The 20,835-nt window shown below is 54.3% G+C and carries 14 protein-coding genes; 4 read left to right on the top strand and 10 right to left on the bottom strand.

Annotated features, from left to right (window positions below):
• Positions 1-125 precede the first annotated feature (125 nt).
• Positions 126-413 carry a hypothetical protein gene (locus F1728_RS08765; RefSeq protein WP_155363788.1) on the top strand — a complete coding sequence of 96 codons (288 nt, stop codon included), beginning with the start codon at positions 126-128 and terminating at the stop codon, positions 411-413.
• A 9-nt stretch (positions 414-422) separates the two neighbouring features.
• Here the strand turns inward: F1728_RS08765 and F1728_RS08760 are convergent, their stop codons facing one another.
• The 3 genes from F1728_RS08760 to F1728_RS08750 form a co-directional block, all read right to left on the bottom strand.
• A complete protein-coding gene (locus F1728_RS08760; protein WP_155363787.1) occupies positions 423-1,220 on the bottom strand; it encodes a putative hydro-lyase in 798 nt (265 codons plus the stop codon).
• A gap of 5 nt (positions 1,221-1,225) precedes the next feature.
• Complete coding sequence (locus F1728_RS08755; RefSeq protein WP_155363786.1) at positions 1,226-1,762, bottom strand: peptidylprolyl isomerase; 537 nt, start codon at positions 1,760-1,762, stop codon at positions 1,226-1,228.
• A gap of 171 nt (positions 1,763-1,933) precedes the next feature.
• Positions 1,934-5,773: a hydantoinase B/oxoprolinase family protein gene (locus F1728_RS08750; RefSeq protein WP_228030567.1), complete on the bottom strand. Its 3,840-nt coding sequence runs from the start codon at positions 5,771-5,773 to the stop codon at positions 1,934-1,936.
• Between the two features lie 340 nt (positions 5,774-6,113).
• On the opposite strand from F1728_RS08750, the gene F1728_RS08745 reads away from it, so the two are divergent.
• A complete protein-coding gene (locus tag F1728_RS08745; RefSeq protein ID WP_155363784.1) occupies positions 6,114-6,848 on the top strand; it encodes a Bax inhibitor-1/YccA family protein in 735 nt (244 codons plus the stop codon).
• 123 nt (positions 6,849-6,971) lie between these two features.
• On the opposite strand, the gene msrP is transcribed toward F1728_RS08745, so the two are convergent.
• Positions 6,972-7,979 (bottom strand): protein-methionine-sulfoxide reductase catalytic subunit MsrP, encoded by a 1,008-nt coding sequence (gene msrP / locus F1728_RS08740; RefSeq protein WP_155363783.1) that lies wholly within the window; start codon positions 7,977-7,979, stop codon positions 6,972-6,974.
• Between the two features lie 314 nt (positions 7,980-8,293).
• On the opposite strand from msrP, the gene sthA reads away from it, so the two are divergent.
• The gene (gene sthA, locus F1728_RS08735; RefSeq protein WP_228030565.1) at positions 8,294-9,787 is read left to right on the top strand and encodes a Si-specific NAD(P)(+) transhydrogenase; all 1,494 of its coding nucleotides are present in this window, start codon (positions 8,294-8,296) and stop codon (positions 9,785-9,787) included.
• Positions 9,788-9,817: 30 nt separating this feature from the next.
• Here the strand turns inward: sthA and F1728_RS08730 are convergent, their stop codons facing one another.
• The 3 genes from F1728_RS08730 to F1728_RS08720 form a co-directional block, all read right to left on the bottom strand.
• Positions 9,818-10,762, bottom strand: coding sequence for an RluA family pseudouridine synthase (locus F1728_RS08730; protein WP_155363782.1), 945 nt, complete (start codon positions 10,760-10,762; stop codon positions 9,818-9,820).
• A gap of 11 nt (positions 10,763-10,773) precedes the next feature.
• Positions 10,774-13,449, bottom strand: coding sequence for an aconitate hydratase AcnA (acnA, locus tag F1728_RS08725; RefSeq protein ID WP_155363781.1), 2,676 nt, complete (start codon positions 13,447-13,449; stop codon positions 10,774-10,776).
• A gap of 228 nt (positions 13,450-13,677) precedes the next feature.
• Positions 13,678-15,102, bottom strand: coding sequence for a neutral/alkaline non-lysosomal ceramidase N-terminal domain-containing protein (locus F1728_RS08720; RefSeq protein ID WP_155363780.1), 1,425 nt, complete (start codon positions 15,100-15,102; stop codon positions 13,678-13,680).
• Between the two features lie 252 nt (positions 15,103-15,354).
• Between F1728_RS08720 and F1728_RS08715 the strand changes: the two genes are divergently transcribed.
• Positions 15,355-16,623, top strand: a complete 1,269-nt coding sequence (locus tag F1728_RS08715) for a hypothetical protein (RefSeq protein WP_194242745.1) — start codon at positions 15,355-15,357, stop codon at positions 16,621-16,623.
• A gap of 1 nt (position 16,624) precedes the next feature.
• Here the strand turns inward: F1728_RS08715 and F1728_RS08710 are convergent, their stop codons facing one another.
• The 3 genes from F1728_RS08710 to F1728_RS08700 all read right to left on the bottom strand — a co-directional run bounded on the left by F1728_RS08710 (position 16,625) and on the right by F1728_RS08700 (position 20,830).
• Positions 16,625-17,959, bottom strand: coding sequence for a glycosyltransferase family 87 protein (locus tag F1728_RS08710; RefSeq protein WP_194242744.1), 1,335 nt, complete (start codon positions 17,957-17,959; stop codon positions 16,625-16,627).
• Between the two features lie 235 nt (positions 17,960-18,194).
• On the bottom strand, positions 18,195-19,556 hold the full coding sequence (locus F1728_RS08705) for an EF-hand domain-containing protein (RefSeq protein ID WP_155363778.1): 1,362 nt from the start codon (positions 19,554-19,556) through the stop codon (positions 18,195-18,197).
• Positions 19,553-20,830, bottom strand: coding sequence for a DUF1501 domain-containing protein (locus F1728_RS08700; RefSeq protein WP_155363777.1), 1,278 nt, complete (start codon positions 20,828-20,830; stop codon positions 19,553-19,555). The genes F1728_RS08705 and F1728_RS08700 overlap by 4 nt, the downstream gene beginning before the upstream one ends.
• Positions 20,831-20,835 lie beyond the last annotated feature (5 nt).

Below are 20,835 nucleotides of genomic sequence, written 5' to 3'. Positions count from 1 at the left end.
GAACAGGCAAGCAGACAAATTTCCAGAAGAGAAAGCGAGGCCGTTCGGGTTCCCTGAAAATCTTGATTGCCGGCTCAAGAAAAAACTGGAGAGTGCCCGGACGGGCTCGGTATAATTCAGCTGCTATGAGAAACGAACACGCAACGACAATCTGTCTGGAACATCAGTCTGCTGAGACGCAAGCGACTCCCCATGGGACGTTCTGCCCGCGCTGCAAGCAGAGACTGTATACGAATCCTCCCCAAGGCAATCTGATGAGCTTCTGGGAAAGTCAGCCTGTAGCTTACACGCTGGAGCGAGAGCCCTGCTTCGCGTATTCGCTTCTGTGGGAGAACTTTCGCATCCGATCACTGCATCTGCCGGAAGTCTCTACAGCAGACGAGCCTGCAACACAGCTGAAGTCTCACTCCTGAACCCGCGTTTTAGCGCGTGGCCAGTTGTTCGTCTTTCCAGTCAGTGACGAACATGCAGCCAGGACTGTGCGTGATCGCAAATTCCGGCTTCGCTTCCATCAACACCGTTTGCGGCGTCACACCACAGGCCCAGAAGACGGGTAATTCTCCCTCATGGAGCGGAACGGGATCTCCAAAATCGGGCTGGCTCAGGTCGGTAATTCCCAGCTGATCAGGAAACCCCAGATGCACAGGTTCCCCATGGACAGCCGGGAAACGCCCGGTGATCTGGATCGCGCGAATTGCATCGGCCGGGAGAAAGGGACGCATGGAAACAACCAGTGGACCGGAAAAGATCCCCGCTGATTCACAAGGCACATTCGTGCGATACATGGGGACGTTAACACCCAGATCGATGTGTCTGACAGGCAGCCCTGCACGAATCATTTCTGCTTCAAAGGTGAACGAGCAACCAATTAGAAATGCCACCAGGTCGTCTTGCCAGAGGTGGGAGATGCTGGTCGGTTCTTCTACCAGTTCACCCGATTCCCAGACACGGTAGCGGGGCAGGTCAGTCCTGAGATCAGCGTCGGGAGTCGACTGCCGCGGGCAGGGATTGCCGGCCTCCGTCACTTCCAGGACAGGGCAGGGTTTCGGATTTTTCGCACAGAACTCGCGAAAGTGAGCTGCCTCGGCTTCACGAAGAATCACCAGATTCGCCTGGGCGAACCCGGGAGCCAGCCCCGAGGTCTGCCCGGAGAACTGATCGGTGCGACAGGCTTCACGCACAGCCGCACCGGTTAACAGTGAAGCACGATCAATGCTCATCGCGGTTATTTTTCCTTGGCGATCACTTCAGAACTCGTGATTTTGACTTCATCCAGCGGGCGATCGCCGTGGTCGGTTTCGACATTACCGATTTCGAGTACGACCGCTTCGCTCTCTTTGTCGCTGGTTCTACCAAAGACAGTATATGAGTTGTCCAGGTGAGGTACACGGCCCAGGCAGATGAAAAACTGAGAGCCAGCGGAATTCGGGTCACTGGTGCGGGCCATCGAGAGCACGCCGGTCTCATGGGGAATATTGTTGAATTCCGCGTCGATCGTGTAACCCGGACCACCGGTGCCTGTTCCCTGGGGGCAGCCGACCTGGATCACGAAATCGGGAATAACGCGGTGAAAGATAATCCCGTCATAGAATCCGATTTTTGTCAGTCCGATCAGGTTCTTGCAGTGTCCGGGAGCCACATCGGGATAGAGGTCCATGCGAATGGTTCCCTTAGTGGTTTCAAAGACGACCTGGTAATCAAACTTGTCGAAATCAACATCAGCCAACGCGGCATCAACTTCGGCGCGACGGTTTTGAGACACGGTACTCTTCCTTCTTAGTTTTGTTCTATAAATAATGAGTGATACGTTTCAATTGGGTATAGCGCTACCTTACCGACTGCAGGGCGAAATCACAAAGCAGAACTCACGAATATTAAACGAGAGAACCCAATTAGCAGCACCTAATTCATGGCAAAGTGAACAAACTGTTATTCACTTTGCTGGTGTGTTGCCTGGTGTCCCGTAACCACCGCCACCTGGCGTTTTGATGGTCAGTGTATCGCCCGCATCTACAGAAATGGAGAGTTTACCTCCCAGCGATTCCTCGGTCGACTTGCCAGCTTTCTGCAGCAGATTCTCGCCGATCTGTCCCGGTTCTCCACCATCCAGGCCGAAGGGAGCGTAATCGCCCCGTCGTTCAGAGAGCAGTGAGATTCGCAGCGGTTTGAGGAATTCGATCCGTCGGACGATGCCGTCTCCTCCCGGGTGTTGACCTGCCCCTCCAGATCCAGTGCGGATCGAGAATTCATGTAGTCTAACCGGATAGCGACGTTCGATAATCTCAGCATCGGTCAGTCGGGTATTGGTCATATGCGTGTGGACGGCGTCAGTACCAGCACTGTCTGCGGTCGCGCCACTACCACCGCAGATGGTTTCGTAGTAGCCGAAGGTCTCATCGCCGAAAGTGAGATTATTCATCGTTCCCTGGCTGGCAGCTGCTTTACCCAACGCTCCGAGCAGAGTATCGACGGTTCGCTGCGAGGTTTCGACGTTGCCTCCCACCATCGCGGCACATTCGGCGGGAGAATCCCGTTCGGGTGGATTCAGGAAGCATTCAGGCAGTATGATTTCGACCGGAGCCAGTACGCCGCTGTTGAGCGGAATGTCTTCCTGAATCAGGCAGCGAAAGACATAGAGCACAGCCGCGTTCACAATGGCGCGATTCGCATTCAGGTTGGTCTCCAGCACCGGTCCAGTACCTGTGAAGTCGACAACAGCACGACTCCCCTGGATCGAGATTTTCACACAGAGCGGCGCACCATTATCAAGATGATCGGTAAACGAATAGTCGCCGTCTTCAATCGCAGTGAGTGCGAGCTGCATCTTTTCGGTGGCAGCCTGCTGAATGTGTTTCATGTAAGCTTGGACGACCGGCAGGGAATAACGATGCACTAGATCATTCAGTAATGTGACACCACAATTATTAGCCGCAACCTGCGCGGAGACATCCGACAGGTTATCAGCCACCGAACGCGAAGGATGTTCGCCAGAAAGCAACAGATCGCGGAGTTCAGCTTCACGGGAGGTGCCATGGTCGACCAGTTTGAAGTTTCGAATCAGCACACCTTCATCGGCCAGTGTCTTAGAGAAGGGGGGCATACTGCCGGGAACAATTCCACCGATCTCTGCATGATGTGCGCGGCTGGCAGTAAAAAATACGAGTTCTCCGCTTTCCGGATGATGCACGGGAGTGATCACCGTTACGTCGGGCAGATGGGAACCACCTCGATACGGATCGTTGGTCACGAACACATCGCCCGGTCCCAGGTCCGGATTATCGGCGATGATCCGCTTTACCGTTTCACTCATGGCTCCCAGGTGAACGGGGATATGTGGCGCATTTACGACGAGGTCTCCCGTTGCGGAGAAGACCGCGCAACTGAAGTCCAGTCTCTCTTTGACGTTGGTGGAAATTGATGTTTTCTGCAGGGTGATTCCCATCTGCTCGGCGATGGACGCGAACAGGTTGTTGAAGATTTCCAGCATGACCGGATCGGCTTCGGTGCTGATATCCGCATGGCCGCCTGACTGCGGTGAGGTCTCCCGCATCAACGTTTCTCCGCGGGACAGAATCTCTGCAGTGAAGCCGGGATCGATGATTACTGTCGAGATCGCTTCACAGATGATCGCGGGGCCTGCGAGCTGATCGCCGGGCTGCAGGTCCTCCCTTAGATAAACGGCGGTCTCCTGGGCCTGTCCCTGAAAGTAGGCTGTTGTGGTTTCGACAGGTTGAGGGGTACGCGAAACCGGCTCCTTGGCGGGTAAATGGGGCTCTTCCATCAGTCCGACTATTTCGGTACGGAGTGCAGTAACCTCAATTTCTCGCGCCGTGTGTTTGTAGCCATAGAGTCGCTGATGTTCCTGTTCGAACTGCGTCCGCTCATCCAGTCCCTGCTGACAACGAACCTGAATCGTGGCGTCGGTGCCAAGGTAACGCATCTCAAGGGAATGCTCGGGGGCTTTGATCCGTTCCGGAGGGATGCCTTCCGCGCGGACTTCATCGTAAACGCTTTGGTCGAGCGCTGAAAAGCGGTTCTGCAGTTCCTGCTGTAATTCATCTGACCAGGTCTCAAGAACTGACTGCTGACCAAAACGGCGTACATCGGCCTGACCGATACCAAAGGCACTGAGAATACCGGAGTAAGGATGGATCAGTACTTCATGAATTCCCAGAGAACGGGCGATGGCACACGCATGTTGAGAACCGGCGCCGCCAAAACTGACCAGCACGTAGTCTGCAGGATCGTAACCACGGGCTACGGAGATGTTGCGGATCGCACGTACCATGTTGGCATTCGCGATCTGCAGGAACCCCTCAGCCAGTTCGAGAGGAGTGTATGTTTTGCCCATCGGGGAGTCAGCGATTTCCTCGCAGAGCGCCGTCAGACGCTGCTCGACAGCACCATGATCGAGAGCAAACGGAAATCGGCTTGGAAGAATCTTTCCGAGGAAAAGATTCAGGTCAGTCACCGTCAGGGGGCCACCTCGTCCATAGCAGGCAGGGCCCGGATCCGCGCCTGCACTGGCGGGGCCGACGTGGAGCTTGATGCCGTCAAATCCGCAGATACTTCCCCCACCGGCTGCGACAGTTTCGATACTCAGCATCGGGGCAACAATCCGCACGCCTGCTTTACGGGTTTCGAATTCCCGCTCATAAACGCCATCAAAGCGAGAGACATCGGTGCTGGTACCTCCCATGTCGAAGCCGATCGAACGGGGAAAACCTGCGATTTCAGCGACGCGGGAATAACCAATCACACCTCCAGCGGGGCCCGAGAGGATACTGTCCTTGCCGACGAAATGCGAAGCGTCAACCAGACCACCGGCGGAGGTCATCAGTTTAAGTTCGCAATTTTCCAGGGGAGTGCGGAGCTTCTTGATGTAGTCTTTGAGGATCGGATTCAGGTAGGCATCCATAACCGTCGTATCGCCGCGGGAGACGATTTTGATGAGGGGCGAAAGCCGGCTGGAAATACTGATTTCATCAAAGCCTGCTTCTTCTGCGAGTCGGGCGACGAGTTCTTCATGCTCCGGGTTGGCAAAAGAATGCAGCAGGCAGATCGCCAGTGATTCGACACCGGTTGCTTTGAGTTCTGCTAACTGCTGGCGGATGATTTGCGGGTCAGGGGGCTGCAGAACACTTCCCTCAGAGTCGATTCGCTCGTTGATTTCGACCGTGCTTTCGAACAGGGGCTCCGGTTTCTGGATCACGAGATCGAATAGCCGGGGGCGATCCTGATTGCCGATCAGGAGCACATCTGCGAAGCCCCGGGTGGTGATGAAAGCGGTGCGGGCACCGTTACGGGTGAGCAGAGCATTGGTGCCGCGTGTCGTGCCGAGTTTCACAATGACATTGGAAATCGGTTCGGTTTTCTTGAGGCCGAGAATCCAGCGAATAGCGAGAACCGGTGCTTCTTCGCCGGATGAAAGTTCATAGCCGGATGAGACGGAAACAGACTCAGGCAGGCTGGGGGTGAATTGCAGGGAACCGGTGGTGGTGTCAAAGGAAGTTACTTGTGCCGAATGCACGGGCTGTCCCGCTTCATTCAGAAATACGATCTGGTATTCCTGCCAGAAGTCTGCCGGGTCACCCTGCCGGGAAGGATCGATAATGATCGTGGGATCAGGGATTTCCTGTATACGACCTTTCGTGATACCCGAACTAAGAGTCTTAAAGGGGATGAACTCATTCCGGGGAGAGCGGGCAATACAGTCTGTGAAGGTGCCGCCTACATCGATCCAGAATTCCCACTTTTTTTCGATCTGATCCATTTTTGTGCCATTCATATCAGCAAAAATTTCGTAGCGATTCCCCGGATTTTGGTGGAATTTTTTGAATTCCCTGACGTAGACTTACGTATGAAATAACAGAACCGGCGGACGGACACAACGAACCCGCCGGGAAGTCGGACCCGGGGATCCGACTGTGGTAAATTATGAAAAATAAAAGAGTTTCTGCTGGTACTTGAATTATGTGCAGTGTGGCTTATAATTGTCTCACCCGCCTGCCCTTTCTCAAAACCGCAGTGCCGGCGGAACCGATGTTTGAAGCGATGATTCATTCCGTGTTCGTCTGGAACATCTTTTCTCAATCACATGGAGAATTCAGTCAATGAACAACTACAGTCCTGACTACTATGACCAGGATACGACGGCCGGCCGCGGTATGTTTGCAATCGACGCGATTGCAGAAGAGCGCGCTGCTTTCATCCGCAAAACGTACATGCACCTGACCGGTGCGATCTTTGTATTTATGGGACTGGAATTTATAATTTTCAGTTCGCCCACCTTACTGCGCGGCGTACTGAGCCTGTTCACCGCCAGTCCCTGGATTATTTTGATTGCCTTCCTGGGAGCCAGCTGGTTAGCCAGTTCCTTGGCGTCAAGTGCCAAGTCTCTGGGAACGCAGTATCTGGGGCTGGGGTTATATACCCTGGCGGAAGCGATTATCTTTGTGCCGATCCTGGCTATTGCCAGTCAGATGTCGAATCAGACCGTGATTCCGATTGCGGCGGTGATTACCCTCTGTATCTTCGGGGGCTTGACAGCTTACGTGCTCGTGACGGGCGCAGACTTCTCCTTCCTGGGCGGAGGACTGACGATTGCCCTGCTGGCAGCAATCGGGATTGCCATCGGTGCTGCAATCTTTGGAGTCTCCCTGGGACTCTGGTTTGCTGCTGCCATGGTAGTGCTGATGAGTGGTTTCATTCTGTATGAAACTTCAAATGTCCTGCATCAGTACTCGACCGATCAGTACGTTTCGGCTTCACTGGCGCTGTTCGCCTCCGTCGCCACCCTGTTCTGGTACGTGCTGCGGATCGTAATGATGTTTGCTTCGGAAGACTAAGCAAAACGCTGTTTGAACGAACCAACAATCGAATATACAGACCGGGTAGAATGTTTCTATCCGGTCTTTTTTGCGCATTTAACTTGATGAATGAAGGCTTCCAGTTCGAAAGCCGGGCTCAAATCAGCCTGTGTAGAGGCCGCCAACATATTCCCCGTAACCATTGTAAATCTTGGTGTCGTAGCGTTTCTCAGTGCCCAGCATCCATTCCGTGCGTTGGCTCCAGCGGGGATGAGGCTGATCCGGATTCACATTGGCGACGAACCCGTATTCCCCTGGATTTACCGTGTTCCAGAAGGTCGCGGGTTGCTCTGCAGTGAGTTTGATCTTGACGATCGATTTACCCGATTTGAATCCATATTTCCAGGGAACGACCAGACGGATCGGCGCTCCATTCTGTTTCAACAGCGGCTTCCCATACAGGCCGGTGGCGATGAAGGCGAGTTCGTTCATCGCTTCCTGAATGGTCAGGCCTTCGGTATAAGGCCAGGGCCAGGTGCCAGGGCCGCTTTTTTCCATGTAAGGCGCTTCCTGGGGTTTGTTGAACGTCTCAAAGGCGACGTACTTTGCTGAAGGCTTCGGTTCAACCAGCTTGAGCAGGCTGGCCAGGGGGAAACCGGTCCAGGGAACACACATGGCCCAGGTTTCGACGCAACGATGGCGGTAGGCCCGCTCTTCGAACTGCATTTCCCTGTAGAGATCATCGAGGTCAAACGTGCGGGGTTTGGCACAATCTCCTTCGATGGAAACCGCCCAGGGCGTGGTCTGGAATTTTCCGACGTACTTCCAGGCCTCTTTACTGGTGGGGCCGGTGAATTCGTAGAAGTTCGTGAACTCTTCTGCCTCGATTTCCGCTGTCTCGGGGCGGCCGTATTTGAAAGCTTCATTACGCTTAGCCGGATAGACGGATTGCAGGGCTTCCGGCAGAGGTTCCACTGCACCCGCCTGTTCGATTTCCTCTTGGGTTGCCTGTTCACAGCCGGAGAGTAGATCAGCAAACCCGGCTATACCCAGACCGTAGCCCATCAGTTTGAGGAATTCACGGCGATGCGATTTGCGATTCTGATAAACGGATTCTGGGGTGTGGGCGTGTTCCGGGACATGCCAGATTTTTCGGAGCAGGTGATTCATCAGAGTTCCTTTGACCTGAGATCAGAGCTTGAAGCAATGTGAGGCGAGACAGACACTTCCGTGGTCTTGATCAGGAGGAGTTTCCCCCGAGGAGTTTTAAAGTTGAGCTATACAATCAGTATAACCGTCAGTCTGGGCGCAAAATAGCCTGTTTCAGAGATCAGATCAATCTTTCTATCTTTTCCATTCCAACCCATGACCGAAGTTAGAGGTGGTTGTTTACGTTGTAAAGTTTAACCAGGTTTCTCAATTTGACATGCGGGGTTGAAAAACCATTGCTGAGAAGACTGGTGTGAGTGATTGAGAATAGATCCATGAAATTCGACATTGTAATTATCGGAAGCGGTCCCGCTGGTCAGAAGGCGGCGATAGCAGCTTCGAAACTGGGGAAGCGGGTTGCGATCATTGAGCGTAATTTTCGCGGTATGGGGGGCGTCTGTCTGCACAAGGGGACGATTCCTTCCAAGACGATGCGCGAAGCAATCTTATATTTAACTGGATATCGGCATCGGGACGTCTACAGCAAATGGTATCGTCGGAAGCGGCGAGTCACGATGCAGGACCTGCGGCTGAAGCTGGCAGACGTAGCAGAGCATGAACTGGAAATCATCCATGATCAGCTTGAGCGAAACGGCGTCGACATCTTTATTGGAGAAGCTCAGTTTGTCAGCCCGCATGAAGTGGCTGTCGACTGTGAGACCGGACGCAAGGTTTTGCACGGGGATTACATTCTGGTCGCTACCGGCACCAAGCCTTCGCGGCCGCCTCATATCCCCTTTGATGGCGAAACGATTTTTGATTCCGATGAAATTATCGACCTGAAACAGATTCCCCGTTCAATGATTGTCGTGGGCGGCGGTGTGATCGGCATCGAATACGCGATCATGTTCGCCACTTTGGGGGTCGAAGTTACCGTTCTCGATGGTCGGGAGCACCTGCTCGAGTTCTGTGATCGTGAAATTATCGACGCTCTGATTCATCATGCCCGTTCACTGGGAATGGTTTTCCGGATGGGCGAAGAAGTCGTTGGAATTGAGCGGTTTTCCGATTCAATGGCCGCAGTGCAGACCGAGAGTGGCAAACGACTGGTGGCCGATTCGGTATTGTATACTGTAGGACGTGTGGGAGATGCGGACGAACTGAATTTTCAGGCGGCGGGGCTCGAACCGGATGAACGCGGTCGTCTGTGGTGCAACGAAGATCATCAGACCTGGGTACCTCATATTTACGGTGCGGGCGATATTGTTGGTTTTCCTGCTCTAGCCAGTGTGTCTATGGAGCAGGGACGCCGTGTAATCTGTAATGCCTTTAATGAGCCATTTGAAGCGTTTGATCTGATGCCTTACGGGCTGTTTACGATCCCGGAAATTTCGATGGTGGGTAAAACCGAACAGCAGCTGACTGAAGCTCACATTCCTTATGAAGTCGGCGCGGCACGCTATCGTGAAATTGCCCGTGGGCAGATCTCGGGTGACCGGGACGGGATGTTGAAGATTCTGTTCCACCGCGAGACACTTAAGATTCTGGGGATCCATGCGATCGGAGAAGCGGCCACTGAAATCGTACACATCGGACAGACAGTAATGTCATTTGGAGGCACGATTGAATATTTCCGCAACGCTGTATTCAATTACCCGACGATGGCAGAATGCTATAAAGTCGCCGCTTTCGATGCACTGGAAAAAATGAGTCTGGATCGACTCTTCGAAGCATCGAAAACATCCAAAGCAGCAGCTACGTTGGATAAAGAGCTGCAGGAGACACAGGACGAAGCGTCCTCAGTGGAAGTCCTCACTCAGACGAAGTGAGGCAGTAAAAAGGAAAAACCGAGAACAGCTTTAGGCGCTCCGTAACCGCTCGAGCGCCTGGTGGAAATCATCAGGCGCTCCCGCGGAGAGCTTCATTTTCAATCCCGTCACCGGATGTGCAAACTCGATCTGTTCAGCGTGTAATGCCTGTCGCGAAATCAGACAGCGATCTGTTTTCAGTCGTTCATCGTTTCCATAGAAGTCGTCGGCGATAATGGGAAAGCCAAGATCGGCCAGATGCACACGGATCTGATGCAGGCGTCCCGTCTGTGGGAAAGCACGGACCAGCGAATATCCGGTATACCGTTCAAGGACTTCGAAACGCGTATAAGCGGACTTGGCTTTTTTCGCTTGGGGGTGTGTCGACATGCAGACCCCAGCCTGGGTGGGATGCTCACCGATGGCAGCATCGTTCTCGAAGTAATCGTCCGGAGGCTGGTCGCGAATGATTGCCAGATATGCTTTGCTGACCAGGTTCTGCTGAAACTGAATCGAGAGACTGCGGTGTCCCAGATGCTCTTTGGCCACAATTAGAATACCGCTGGTAAACTGGTCGAGCCGATGTACGATTCCTGGACGGAGCAGGCTGCGGATTCCTGTCTGCTGATCGAGGTAATGCTGTAACGCGTTAGCGACAGTACCCGAATGGATGTTCCCCGCGGGGTGGGCGATCATCGCCGGCGGTTTGTTAACGATGACCAGCCATGCATCCTCATAGAGGATCTCCAGCGGCAATGCCTCAGGCTGATAGGTTTTGTCCGGCGGTTCAGGCAGGAGAATACTGATCTGCTGACCGCGGAAGACTCGTTGCAACGGTTCGGCAGGGATGCCATTGACTTTGGCAAACCCTGCCTGAACGATGCGTTGCAGACGGTGCGTCGAGTAGTTTCTGAAATGACGGCTGAGAAACCGATCGATGCGGGAGCCATCAAGGTAATCCTCGACTATCAGATCGGTCTCGTAGGCTGGTTTCATCAATTCAGGGATCAGGCTTTGGCCAGATCGCGGAGAACTTTGTGCAGAATGCCGCCGTTGCGATAGTATTCGACTTCAACGGGGGTATCGACACGACACTGAACGGTAAACAGGACCTGTGTACCGTCCTCTTTGGTAGCGGTCACGCGGATCGCCTGACCTGGTTTCAGGTTGTCATCCAGTTCAATGTCATAAGTTTCAGTGCCATCAAGGCCCAGTTCTTCGCGGCTTTCGCCTTCGCGGAACTGCAGGGGCAGGACACCCATGCCGACCAGGTTGGAACGGTGAATCCGCTCAAAGGAAGTCGCAATGACAGCCTTGACGCCCAGCAGGAAGGTTCCCTTGGCGGCCCAGTCACGAGACGATCCCATTCCGTAGTCACCGCCGGCCAGAACAACCAGTGGAGTGCCGGCGTCTTTGTACTGCAGTGAGGCTTCGTAGATCGAAGTCTGTTCGCCGGTGGGCAGGTAGGTGGTCACGCCACCACTGGTGCCGGGGGCGAGCAGGTTGCTCAGGCGAATGTTCGCGAAGGTACCGCGGGTCATAACCCGGTCGTTTCCGCGACGGCTACCGTAGCTGTTAAATTCAGCAGGAGTCACTCCATTTTCCTGCAGGTATTTACCCGCAGGAGAATCTGCTTTGATGGCTCCAGCAGGAGAGATGTGGTCGGTGGTGACGGAATCGCCTACAGAGACCAGGACGCGGGCTCCAGTGATAGAGCTGATCGGGGCCGGCTCTGCGGGCATGTCGACGAAGAACGGAGGTTCCTGAACGTAGGTGCTTTTTTCATCCCATTCAAAGATGTCACCGTCGCCACCATCAATGGCCTGCCATTCAGGAGAACCCTGGGTCGCCTTGCCGTACTCATCACGGAACATTTCCGGGTTGATGGACGATTCGAGAGCCGCGTTGACTTCAGCCTGTGAAGGCCAGATATCTTTCAGGAAGACATCATTACCATCTTTGTCCTGGCCGAGAGGCTCGGTGCTGAGGTCGATATCGGTGGTACCTGCCAGGGCGTAAGCCACAACCAGCGGCGGGCTGGCGAGGTAGTTTGCCCGGACATCGGGGCTGATACGTCCTTCGAAGTTCCGGTTTCCGGAGAGGACAGCAGCGGCGACGATGTCGTTGTCGTTGATCGCTTTGGAGATTGGTGCGGGCAGTGGGCCACTGTTACCAATACAGGTTGTACAGCCGTAGCCAACCAGGTTGAAACCGAGTTCATCGAGATAGGGAGTCACGCCGGCTTTTTCAAGGTAGTCGGTTACAACGCGGCTTCCGGGAGCCAGACTGGTTTTCACCCAGGGCTTACGGGTCAGGCCTTTTTCAGCAGCCTTCTTTGCCAGCAGGCCGGCACCCAGCATGACTGAGGGGTTACTGGTGTTGGTACAACTGGTGATTGCGGCGATGACGACTGAACCATCTTTGAGTTCAAAATCCTGACCAGCGTAGTTCACGGGAGCGTGAGTTGGTGAAGGATCCTGTTTGCCGAAGGTGGAGCTGAGATCGCTGTGCCAGTGTGATTTCATGTCGGTCAATGCGATTCGGTCCTGTGGACGTTTGGGACCGGCCAGCGAGACTTCAATCGTGGAAATATCCAGACTCAGTTTGCTGGTGAAGGACGGCTCAGGTGAGCTGTCAGTGCGGAACATACCCTGTTCTTTGTAGTAACGCTCGACCAGATCGACTTCAGCGTCGGTACGTCCGGTGCGACGCATGTAGTTCAGAGTTTCATCGTCAACGGGGAAGAAGCCGATAGTGGCCCCGTATTCGGGAGCCATGTTGGCGATAGTAGCCCGGTCGGCGAGGCTCATGTTGGACAGGCCAGGACCATAGAATTCGACGAACTTGCCTACGACGCCGTGCTCGCGGAGCATCTGGACGATACGGAGTACGAGGTCAGTCGCAGTTGCGCCTTCGGGGAGTTTGCCTTCCAGGCGGAAACCGACGACTTCGGGGGTCAGCATGTAGATGGGCTGTCCGAGCATCACGGCTTCCGCTTCGATACCACCCACGCCCCAGCCAACGACGCCCAGGCCGTTGATCATGGTGGTGTGACTGTCGGTACCAACGAGACTGTCCGGGTAAGCGACGCCGTCTTTGGTCAGAACGGCTTTGGCCAGGTATTCGAGGTTTACCTGGTGTACGATCCCGGTTGCCGGCGGTATAACGCCGAAGTTATCGAATGCCTGCTGTCCCCAGCGGAGAAACTGGTAACGTTCCTGGTTCCGTTCGAATTCTTTTTCGACGTTGTGCTGCAGCGAGAGCTTGGTCGCGAATTCGTCGACCTGCACACTGTGGTCGATGACGAGGTCACAGCGAACCAGTGGATTGATTTTCTGAGGATCTCCGCCCAGACGAACCATGGCACTTCGCAGAGCTGCCAGGTCGACCACAGCGGGAACGCCGGTAAAGTCCTGCAAGACCACGCGACCGGGTTTGAAGGGGATTTCCACCGGATTAGGAGATTCTGCACTCCAGTTGGCGAGATTGTGCACGTCGGACTCGTTGACGACGAACCCATCTACGTTACGCAGGCAGGATTCCAGCAGCACACGAATCGAGTAAGGCAGCGACTCAATATTTCCAATGCCATCGTCGATGAGTTTCTGTAAACGGTAGTATTTAAACTCACCACCGGCTGCTGTTAATTGACCTTCCGCGCCAAAAGGATTTCCGGAAGCCATTTATCTCTCCTCAGTGCTACATTAAAAATCAGGTAAAGTATTGAATACAGGCTGCTTCGGCGAACCTGTCATAGATTGATTGCTGTTTAGAACGGAATATGCTGCATTCTAGGATTTCGCTTCCCGCGCGACAAACGGCAGGGGGGCGAAAAACGCAAAACATCCCCAGAAGCTGGAGTTTAGCGGCAGATTCGGGTCAGAAAGGGCAAATTTTAACGCTGGCGAGGCCTATTTTCCATTGCGGACCTTCTCGACCTGTCGCTGGGCACTCTCGACGATTTTGTCTTCAATTTCGTCGGACCAGCGATTGGCGGGCATTCCATAGACGGCCATCGATGTGTTGCCTTCATAGCCCCAGCGGGATGACTTGCGGGGAGGCACGTCTTCTTCCAGAACACGGAGAGAAGGAGTATAGGCCATCACATCGTTACAGTAGCCTGCGATCCAGGTACTGTCGCCGAACATCTTTTTCATTCCCAGGGCGTAGTCGACGACAACCTCACCGCCGATGGTGACCCAGAGCTGTCGCTTGCCCATCAGCCAGACCTGAACCGGGAAGGGATAGGAGGTCCGGAACGGTTTACCCGAGTTGAGTTGCTTGAGCAGGCGGGCGCCCCAGCGGTTACGGTAGTTATTCTGATTTCCGGCAGCGAGTGTTTCGAGTTCTTCTTTTGTAGGAGCATCACCCAGTTTGATATCGACAATTTCGATTTCGGTTTTCAGAACGGGATCGAGTTCGACCATCGGCAGTCGGACGGTATCGGCGACGGCATGAGCCAGCCGGGAACCATAAGACTGAGCCAACTCCATTGTTCGGCGGGGGAGTGGGTTCTGGTCAGCACCACAGCCCATATAGAACATGGCGGTCACGCCAGGGAACATGGCTTCGAGGTCGTACTGAGCGAAGCCTGCATAGTCGCCACACCACTGCTGAATACCCAGAGTGGTGTTGTGACAGGCGTAGCCGAAGACGATGGTTTTCAGCTTCCCGTTTTTATCTTTCACGGCCAGAATCGGGACGCTGTGATCGATGGGGCCTTTAAGCTTTCCCTCTTTTCGCAGTTTGGGAACATCGGCTTCCATATTGTTGCGGCGGTTCACTGCGAAGCTTGTATGGCCTTCGCCGGTCCAGAGGCTTGCGGGCTCCAGGTTCTTGATTGCAGTGGTGACGGCATCGACGAGTTTCTGTTCCAACTCATCAGAATACTTGTTGACCTGTGCGATTTGTTCTTTATTCAAAGGATAGATGTCGTGCAGTGCACCTCGCAACACAGGGCCACAGTGGGTGTGGGATGCATTGAGCATGATCTGGCTGCGATCGAGATCGAATTTTTTCTTCAGTGCAGCACAGACGTTGTTGTAGATCGACTGGGGAATTCCCAGGGTATCGGTCGAGACGATCACGCCTCGATGTCCGTCGTGTGCTTCAATTACCAGTACTTTGAGCCAGAGGTCGTGGATCTTTCCATCTGCCGGTTTGGTGCGACCACCATAGCCAGCCATCCAGAGATCTTCCTGCGGGGTGATCACAGCACTGGCAGAACCGGCTTTCCAGAGTGCCTCGTCAGCGTAACTCTGTGGAGTTTGTGAAAGACAGACACAGGAAATCAACAAAAGTAGAATGCCGGCGCGAAACTGCGTTAGATAATGCATGGAGAATCCCTCTTAACTCTGGGAAGTCGAAACAGAAGAAACTAAACCTTCTTTATAAACAGTTTTCCCTCAGAGTAAAGGGGGTAAGGCCACATATCAAGCGATCGGGATGTGTTATCCTTCTTTTAGCAATGTAAATTGTTTCAGGTCGGATACGTGTTAGAATGGTATGAACACACTATAAAACCTCGTTGTATGGTGAAGAAATCAGTTGAATTGTCGGAGCTGAGATCAGAGGAAGGACGTTTGTCTGTGTCAGGACTTTTGAATATCTGTAAGCCACTTATCGTCTGTTTGACTCTTTGCTGTTCCTGTCTGTGGCTCGGCGGTGGAACACAGCTGGCTGCCCAGGGAACCCAGGTTCGAAGTGGTTCGACTACCACAGAGCCCCGCGATTACCGCTCGAAAAATTTCCTGATTCATACCGACCTCTCTCCGGATGAGGCCCAGGATTTACTGGCACGACTGGAAAAGATGCTCGTCATTATTTCGGCGTACTGGGCCAGTCCGAATCGTAGCGTGATTGAGTGCTATGTAGTGAAAGATCTGGCAAACTGGCCGTCGGGGAGTCTGCACCCGGTCGGATTGCAATCGATTTCAGGAGGCGGAGGTGTCACCATCAGTCGTGCGCGCTACCGGGGAGGGCGTCTGATTCAGTCGAAATCTGTTGTCTATGCCGTTGCTGAACGGGGGACGCCCCAGCACGAGGCCGTACATGCGTATTGTGGGCAGAATTTTGGGCATACCGGGCCTGTCTGGTACAGCGAGGGAATGGCAGAGATGGGTAATAACTGGAAAGAAGTGCCTAAGAAGGGACAGCCGCTATCGGTGAACTGCGAACGCTATGTAGTGGATTACATCAAGAACAGTGAGCCCAAAAGTCTGAATGAGATAGTCAATTCGAAAGAGACCACCGGTGATTCCTGGGAGAATTACTGCTGGCGGTGGGCGTTGTGTCATCTGCTGGCCACGAACCCGAATTATGCGAATCGTTTTCGTCCCCTGGGGCTGGGGTTGTTAATGAAGAAGCCGGTTTCGTTCAACCAGACCTACGGATCGATGGCACGCGAAATCTCGTTTGAGTACCTGTTTTTCCTGGAGCATTTCGATCAGGGATATCGTTGTGACCTCTGCCAGTGGGACTGGAAAACGAAATTCCGCAAACCCAATTCGGTTCGCCCGCAGACTTCAAAGATCGAAGCCCGACAGGGCTGGCAAGCGTCACATGTGCTGGTGGAGGAAGGGCAGGAGTATGAAGTCTCAACCGAGGGAGACTGGAAGGTCAGTGAGGAAGATGAACCTGTGACCGCGAAAGGGAATGCAGCCGGCCGGGGTATGCTGGTCGGAGCCGTGCTAATAGAAAATGACAGCGATGAATATGAACTCAGTGAAGAATTCGAACTGGGTGAAGCGGGGCGATTTCAGGCCCCGGCCAGTGGCAAGCTGTACCTCCGCTGTCGCGATGCCTGGCATGAACTGGCAGATAACAGCGGTAAGGTCATCGTAAAGATCGGCGAGTAATTCAAGCTGCCAGACTGTTCTGCTCTTCTTCGATTTCGGGCAGTGGCCAGAGCATGACGATGCTGAGCAGCAGGGCATAGCACTGATAGGAGAGCGCCGTTAGTGACTGCCAGGGTTGGGCGACCATGCCTCCCTGTTCCCAAGGCGTGGCACCGGATCCCGGCGCTGTCTGTTGTTGTGAGATCAACAGTGCCCAGGCAAGACGGGGGCTGATGGCCAGGGCGATGATCAGCAGGTTGACCAGCCAGCGTTTTCCCGAATAAGGGGTGTACATGGTGAGCAACAGTCCGATCGGCAGGAGCAGAATGATGAAGTAGTGATGCCAGGTGGTGGGCGTCATCAGCAGCATTGCCACGATCGTAATCCCGAAGGCCTGGTCGTCGAAATTCGCGTTGCGCGTCCGCCAGGCAGCCAGTCCGGCGATGGATGTCACTGCGATCCAGGAAGACCAGACCGCGAATTTCAACAGTGCGGGGGAATCGACAACTGGTAGTACGCTGTCAGAGGACTGTTCAAACAGCCGTTCCCAGAATGCCAGCAGCGAAGCATTGCCCCAGTTGTTCGTCACATCTGAGAGAGAAGGTAATACGACCGAGAGATAATCGCGATAGGCGTCGATTCCGAACAGTGCGACGGTGAGAAGAGTAACCAGTCCCAGAGAGAGTGCTCCCCCCAACAGGGCGCGGAAGTCGCGACGGACCAGGAAATAGAGAAACAGGTACGCCGGATAGATTTTGACTGCTGTTGCCAGACCAAGACAGCTGCCTGCCAGGAGCGATTTGCCGCTACGACCGTTTTTCCAGGCACCGACGATGAGCAATCCCAGCAGAAGATTGGGTTGTCCCTGGATCAGGGTCTGCTGCAGGGGATCGGTGGCGAGCAGGAGTGTGAGCAGGGCCAGAGTCGTCCAGAAGGTCATCTGAATCTTCAGTCCCTCTACGATCCAGTAAAGCGAGAGAGCAAGCAGACCCAGGGCGGTCAGGTTCCAGGCCAGCTGTGCTTCCTGGTAACTGAGCCAGGCAAAAGGGACCGCAATCAGGTTGGCAGACGGGGGGTGTGTATTGTAGTGATCAAAAAAGGCACCCGGAGTTGAGAGCTTCAGATTCAGATGTTTTTCCAGCGCCAGTTCCTGATCCAGATAAACGGGCTGACCGGTCAGGCGGTTCTGGACCGACGCCCATTCCTTGAAGAAATCGAAGACCTGGCCATCGGCGGGTCTCAGGGCGGCGATATATCCGGGCGCAAAGACCACCAGGGCACACAGGAAAAGAATGACCCACAATATTTTTCTTGCAGCTGGCCAGTGATTCTGTTGAGCGACGATAGCTTCAGACACGAGGGACTCCACAAACAGGGATATAATACGGTGCGCATCAAGATCCTGTTGTCATGGGGTTTGGCGGGTTTTCAGTCCGGAAACTGACTGCCGGTCATTAAACTATGTGTCGCCCCCTGATGTCCAGTGCAGGTCGGGATTTCGTAAAGATTTCCCGATCGGAGGTGAAGTGAAGTAGATGAGTGCCGTGTCCGTATCAGGTCTCAATCCGATTTGACTGCTTCAAGCGGAGAGATCAGGCTGTCATGATCCTGATCGAGACGGTCGAAGGCGGCTGGGGACCTGTGAATTCACGGCGTGAAATGTCGCCGTCCCGGTTGCGGTCCATCAGGTTGAACCATTCTACATCGGAGGTCGTCGTCTTTCCCACTTGATCCGGGTATCCCTGACTGACCACGAATAGTACGACATGCGGGACCTGCTGAAGATTCACGTGGCTGCCGGTAGTACATCCCGCCGCTTTAAGATTCTGCCAGATGTTCCTCAGTTCGCGAATGGAAAGTCCCGCATCGTGGTTCTTATCCAGCAGTTCAAACAACCCTCCGCCAGAGTAAATGCTGATCAGCAACTGACCGTGGATCAGTCGCTGTTGTAGCTGCAGCCATTGATCAATTTCATCCTGCGAGAGTACGCCGTTCCCGTTCCGGTCTCCCAGGGGAGTCAGCCAGGCGCGCGAGGGACGCCGATTTCGTGAGCGTTGTTCTGGTTCGGCTTGTGGTGGATCGGGATCTGCGTTAGCAATTTCCTCACGCAATTGAGAAAAAAGTTCGTTGAGGGGCCCGGGGATGCTCCAGCTTTCAAAACGTATTTTGGGGGTTGTAAAGTTTAGTGGCTGGTCGGAGATGTGGTCGGTCACAGAGAGCTGCCAGGCCGAATGATTCTCCGGTTTGACTTCAGCTTGTGAGTTCTGTCGGCTCAGGGTCAGATCGGATTTACCTGTTGGTGTCAGGGAGACTTCCTGTTCTGCCTTGAGAGTATGTGCGGCCCAACTGCCGGGATAGGTGGCATTCGGGATCAGTTCACCGACGCCGATGAGCTCATCATCGTTCGTATCAAGTCTGCGGAGAACCGTCTCTGCCCGTTGGAGCTCCACTTCGGAAATCTGGTGGTCTTGATCCGTGTCGAGAGCTTGTACCAGGGCCCGCGTCAAAGCTGAGGTATGTGGCAGAGTACCTGTGCCGATCTGAAGTTGCCCCGCACCATGGCGTAGATAATAGTTTCGAAGTTGTGTCTTCGTACATTTCTGAGAAGAATCGTTTACGATTTCACTCAGCGATGTAATCGCGGCGACGGGGGGCGTGAAAGCATTGCCCAGTGAGAGACGGACGGCGCGGGCGGAGGGGACCAGTTTGATTTCGTTTTCAGTGAGCACTCCATCCTGGTTGCTGTCAGCAAAATCAAAAATGGCATCAAAGGTCCCGGACCAGTAGACATCGAAAGGTTGCCCATCAATCGTGACCGGAATCTCAATCGTACTAGGTTGACCAGCTCCCTGCAGTTTCAGAACAGTGGTGGCCTGCTTCGGTTGCGTCTGTCCCGCCTGAAGTTCAATTCCGGCTGACCAGAGAGCGAATGTGAGGATCAATGCGGTTCTCATAGTAATTCCTCAAGGGGAGTGCCATCTGGATCTGCCAGTCGGATCGGGCGTCCGACGTTGGACATATTCTGTTTACGGGGATCGAGACCTACACCTCGGAAAATGGTGGCCATGAGGTCTGCGGTGCGGGTGGGTTTCGATTTGATTTCAGCGCCATCATCGCTGGTCTCTCCAATCACCTGACCGCCTCGAATGCCGGCACCGGCCAGCATCATGGCCCAGGAAGCTGGCCAGTGGTCCCGCCCATCCTGTCCGTTGATGCGCGGGGTGCGACCAAATTCACCCTGGCAGACAACCAGCGTATCTTTCAAAAGCCCCCGCTCGCGGAGATCGTTGAGGAGTGAGGCACAGCCACGATCCAGTTGTTGCGACAGTTCCTTGACGCGTTCAAAGTTATTCGAATGCGTGTCCCAGCCGTTAAGGGATACTTCCACAAAGCTGACGCCCCGTTGCACGAGCCTGCGAGCCATCAGGCAGCCCTGCCCAAATGAACCGGGGCCGTAGGCTTCACGGACTGACGCCTGTTCTTCTTCCAGGTTGAATACAGAAGCAGCCTGGGGATTCATGAGTCGCAGGGCCCGGTCGCGGGCAGAGTTGAGTGCATCTGTGACTACGGAAGTGGGCATGGTAGACAGGGAGCCCAGTTCGGATTGCAGTTGCAACCGTTCTGCCTGCTGGTCTGGAGAGACCGGGGCGAGGTCCGCGACCTTCAGATCTACATTGTCGGGGCCTCTGCGACGACTGCGTCCACCGACGACAAAGGGGGCGAACTGCGGACCAAGAAATCCGCCGCCACTGATAGCCGGTCGTCCTCCAATATGCACATAAGCGGGTATATCATTTTCGACATTGAATTCATGAGCCACCAGAGAGCCGAACGCTGGAAACTTGATCGCGCCCTGAGGTGTGTAGCCCGTCATCGAAACAAAGCGGGCACGGGAGTGATCCCCTTCCCGTGTTGACATGGAACGAATCAGGGAGAAGTCTGCTGCCTGGGCAGCCAGTCCCGGGAGATGCTCGCTGATCTGCATTCCGGGGACTTTCGTATCAATTTTCCGGAAGGGGCCGCCGTTCTGGTTTCCGGGTTTGAGATCCCAGAGGTCAATTGTGGCAGGGCCGCCGTTCAGCCAGATCAGAATCACTGATTTGGGTTTTTTCCCTGTGGCAGACGCCACATCGGCCAGGGCGGGGAGCCAGCTGGAAGTCGACCAGGCAGTGACTCCGAGGGCCATGTTTTTTAAAGCGGTCCGTCGTAAAAATGGGTGGTTGACCATAGGAA

Origin of the sequence: Gimesia benthica (assembly GCF_009720525.1) — a bacterium.
In the GTDB taxonomy this organism is placed as follows: Bacteria; Planctomycetota; Planctomycetia; order Planctomycetales; family Planctomycetaceae; genus Gimesia; species Gimesia benthica.
Note: the sequence above shows the minus strand (reverse complement) of the source record. Positions and strands in the feature narration are given on the sequence as shown.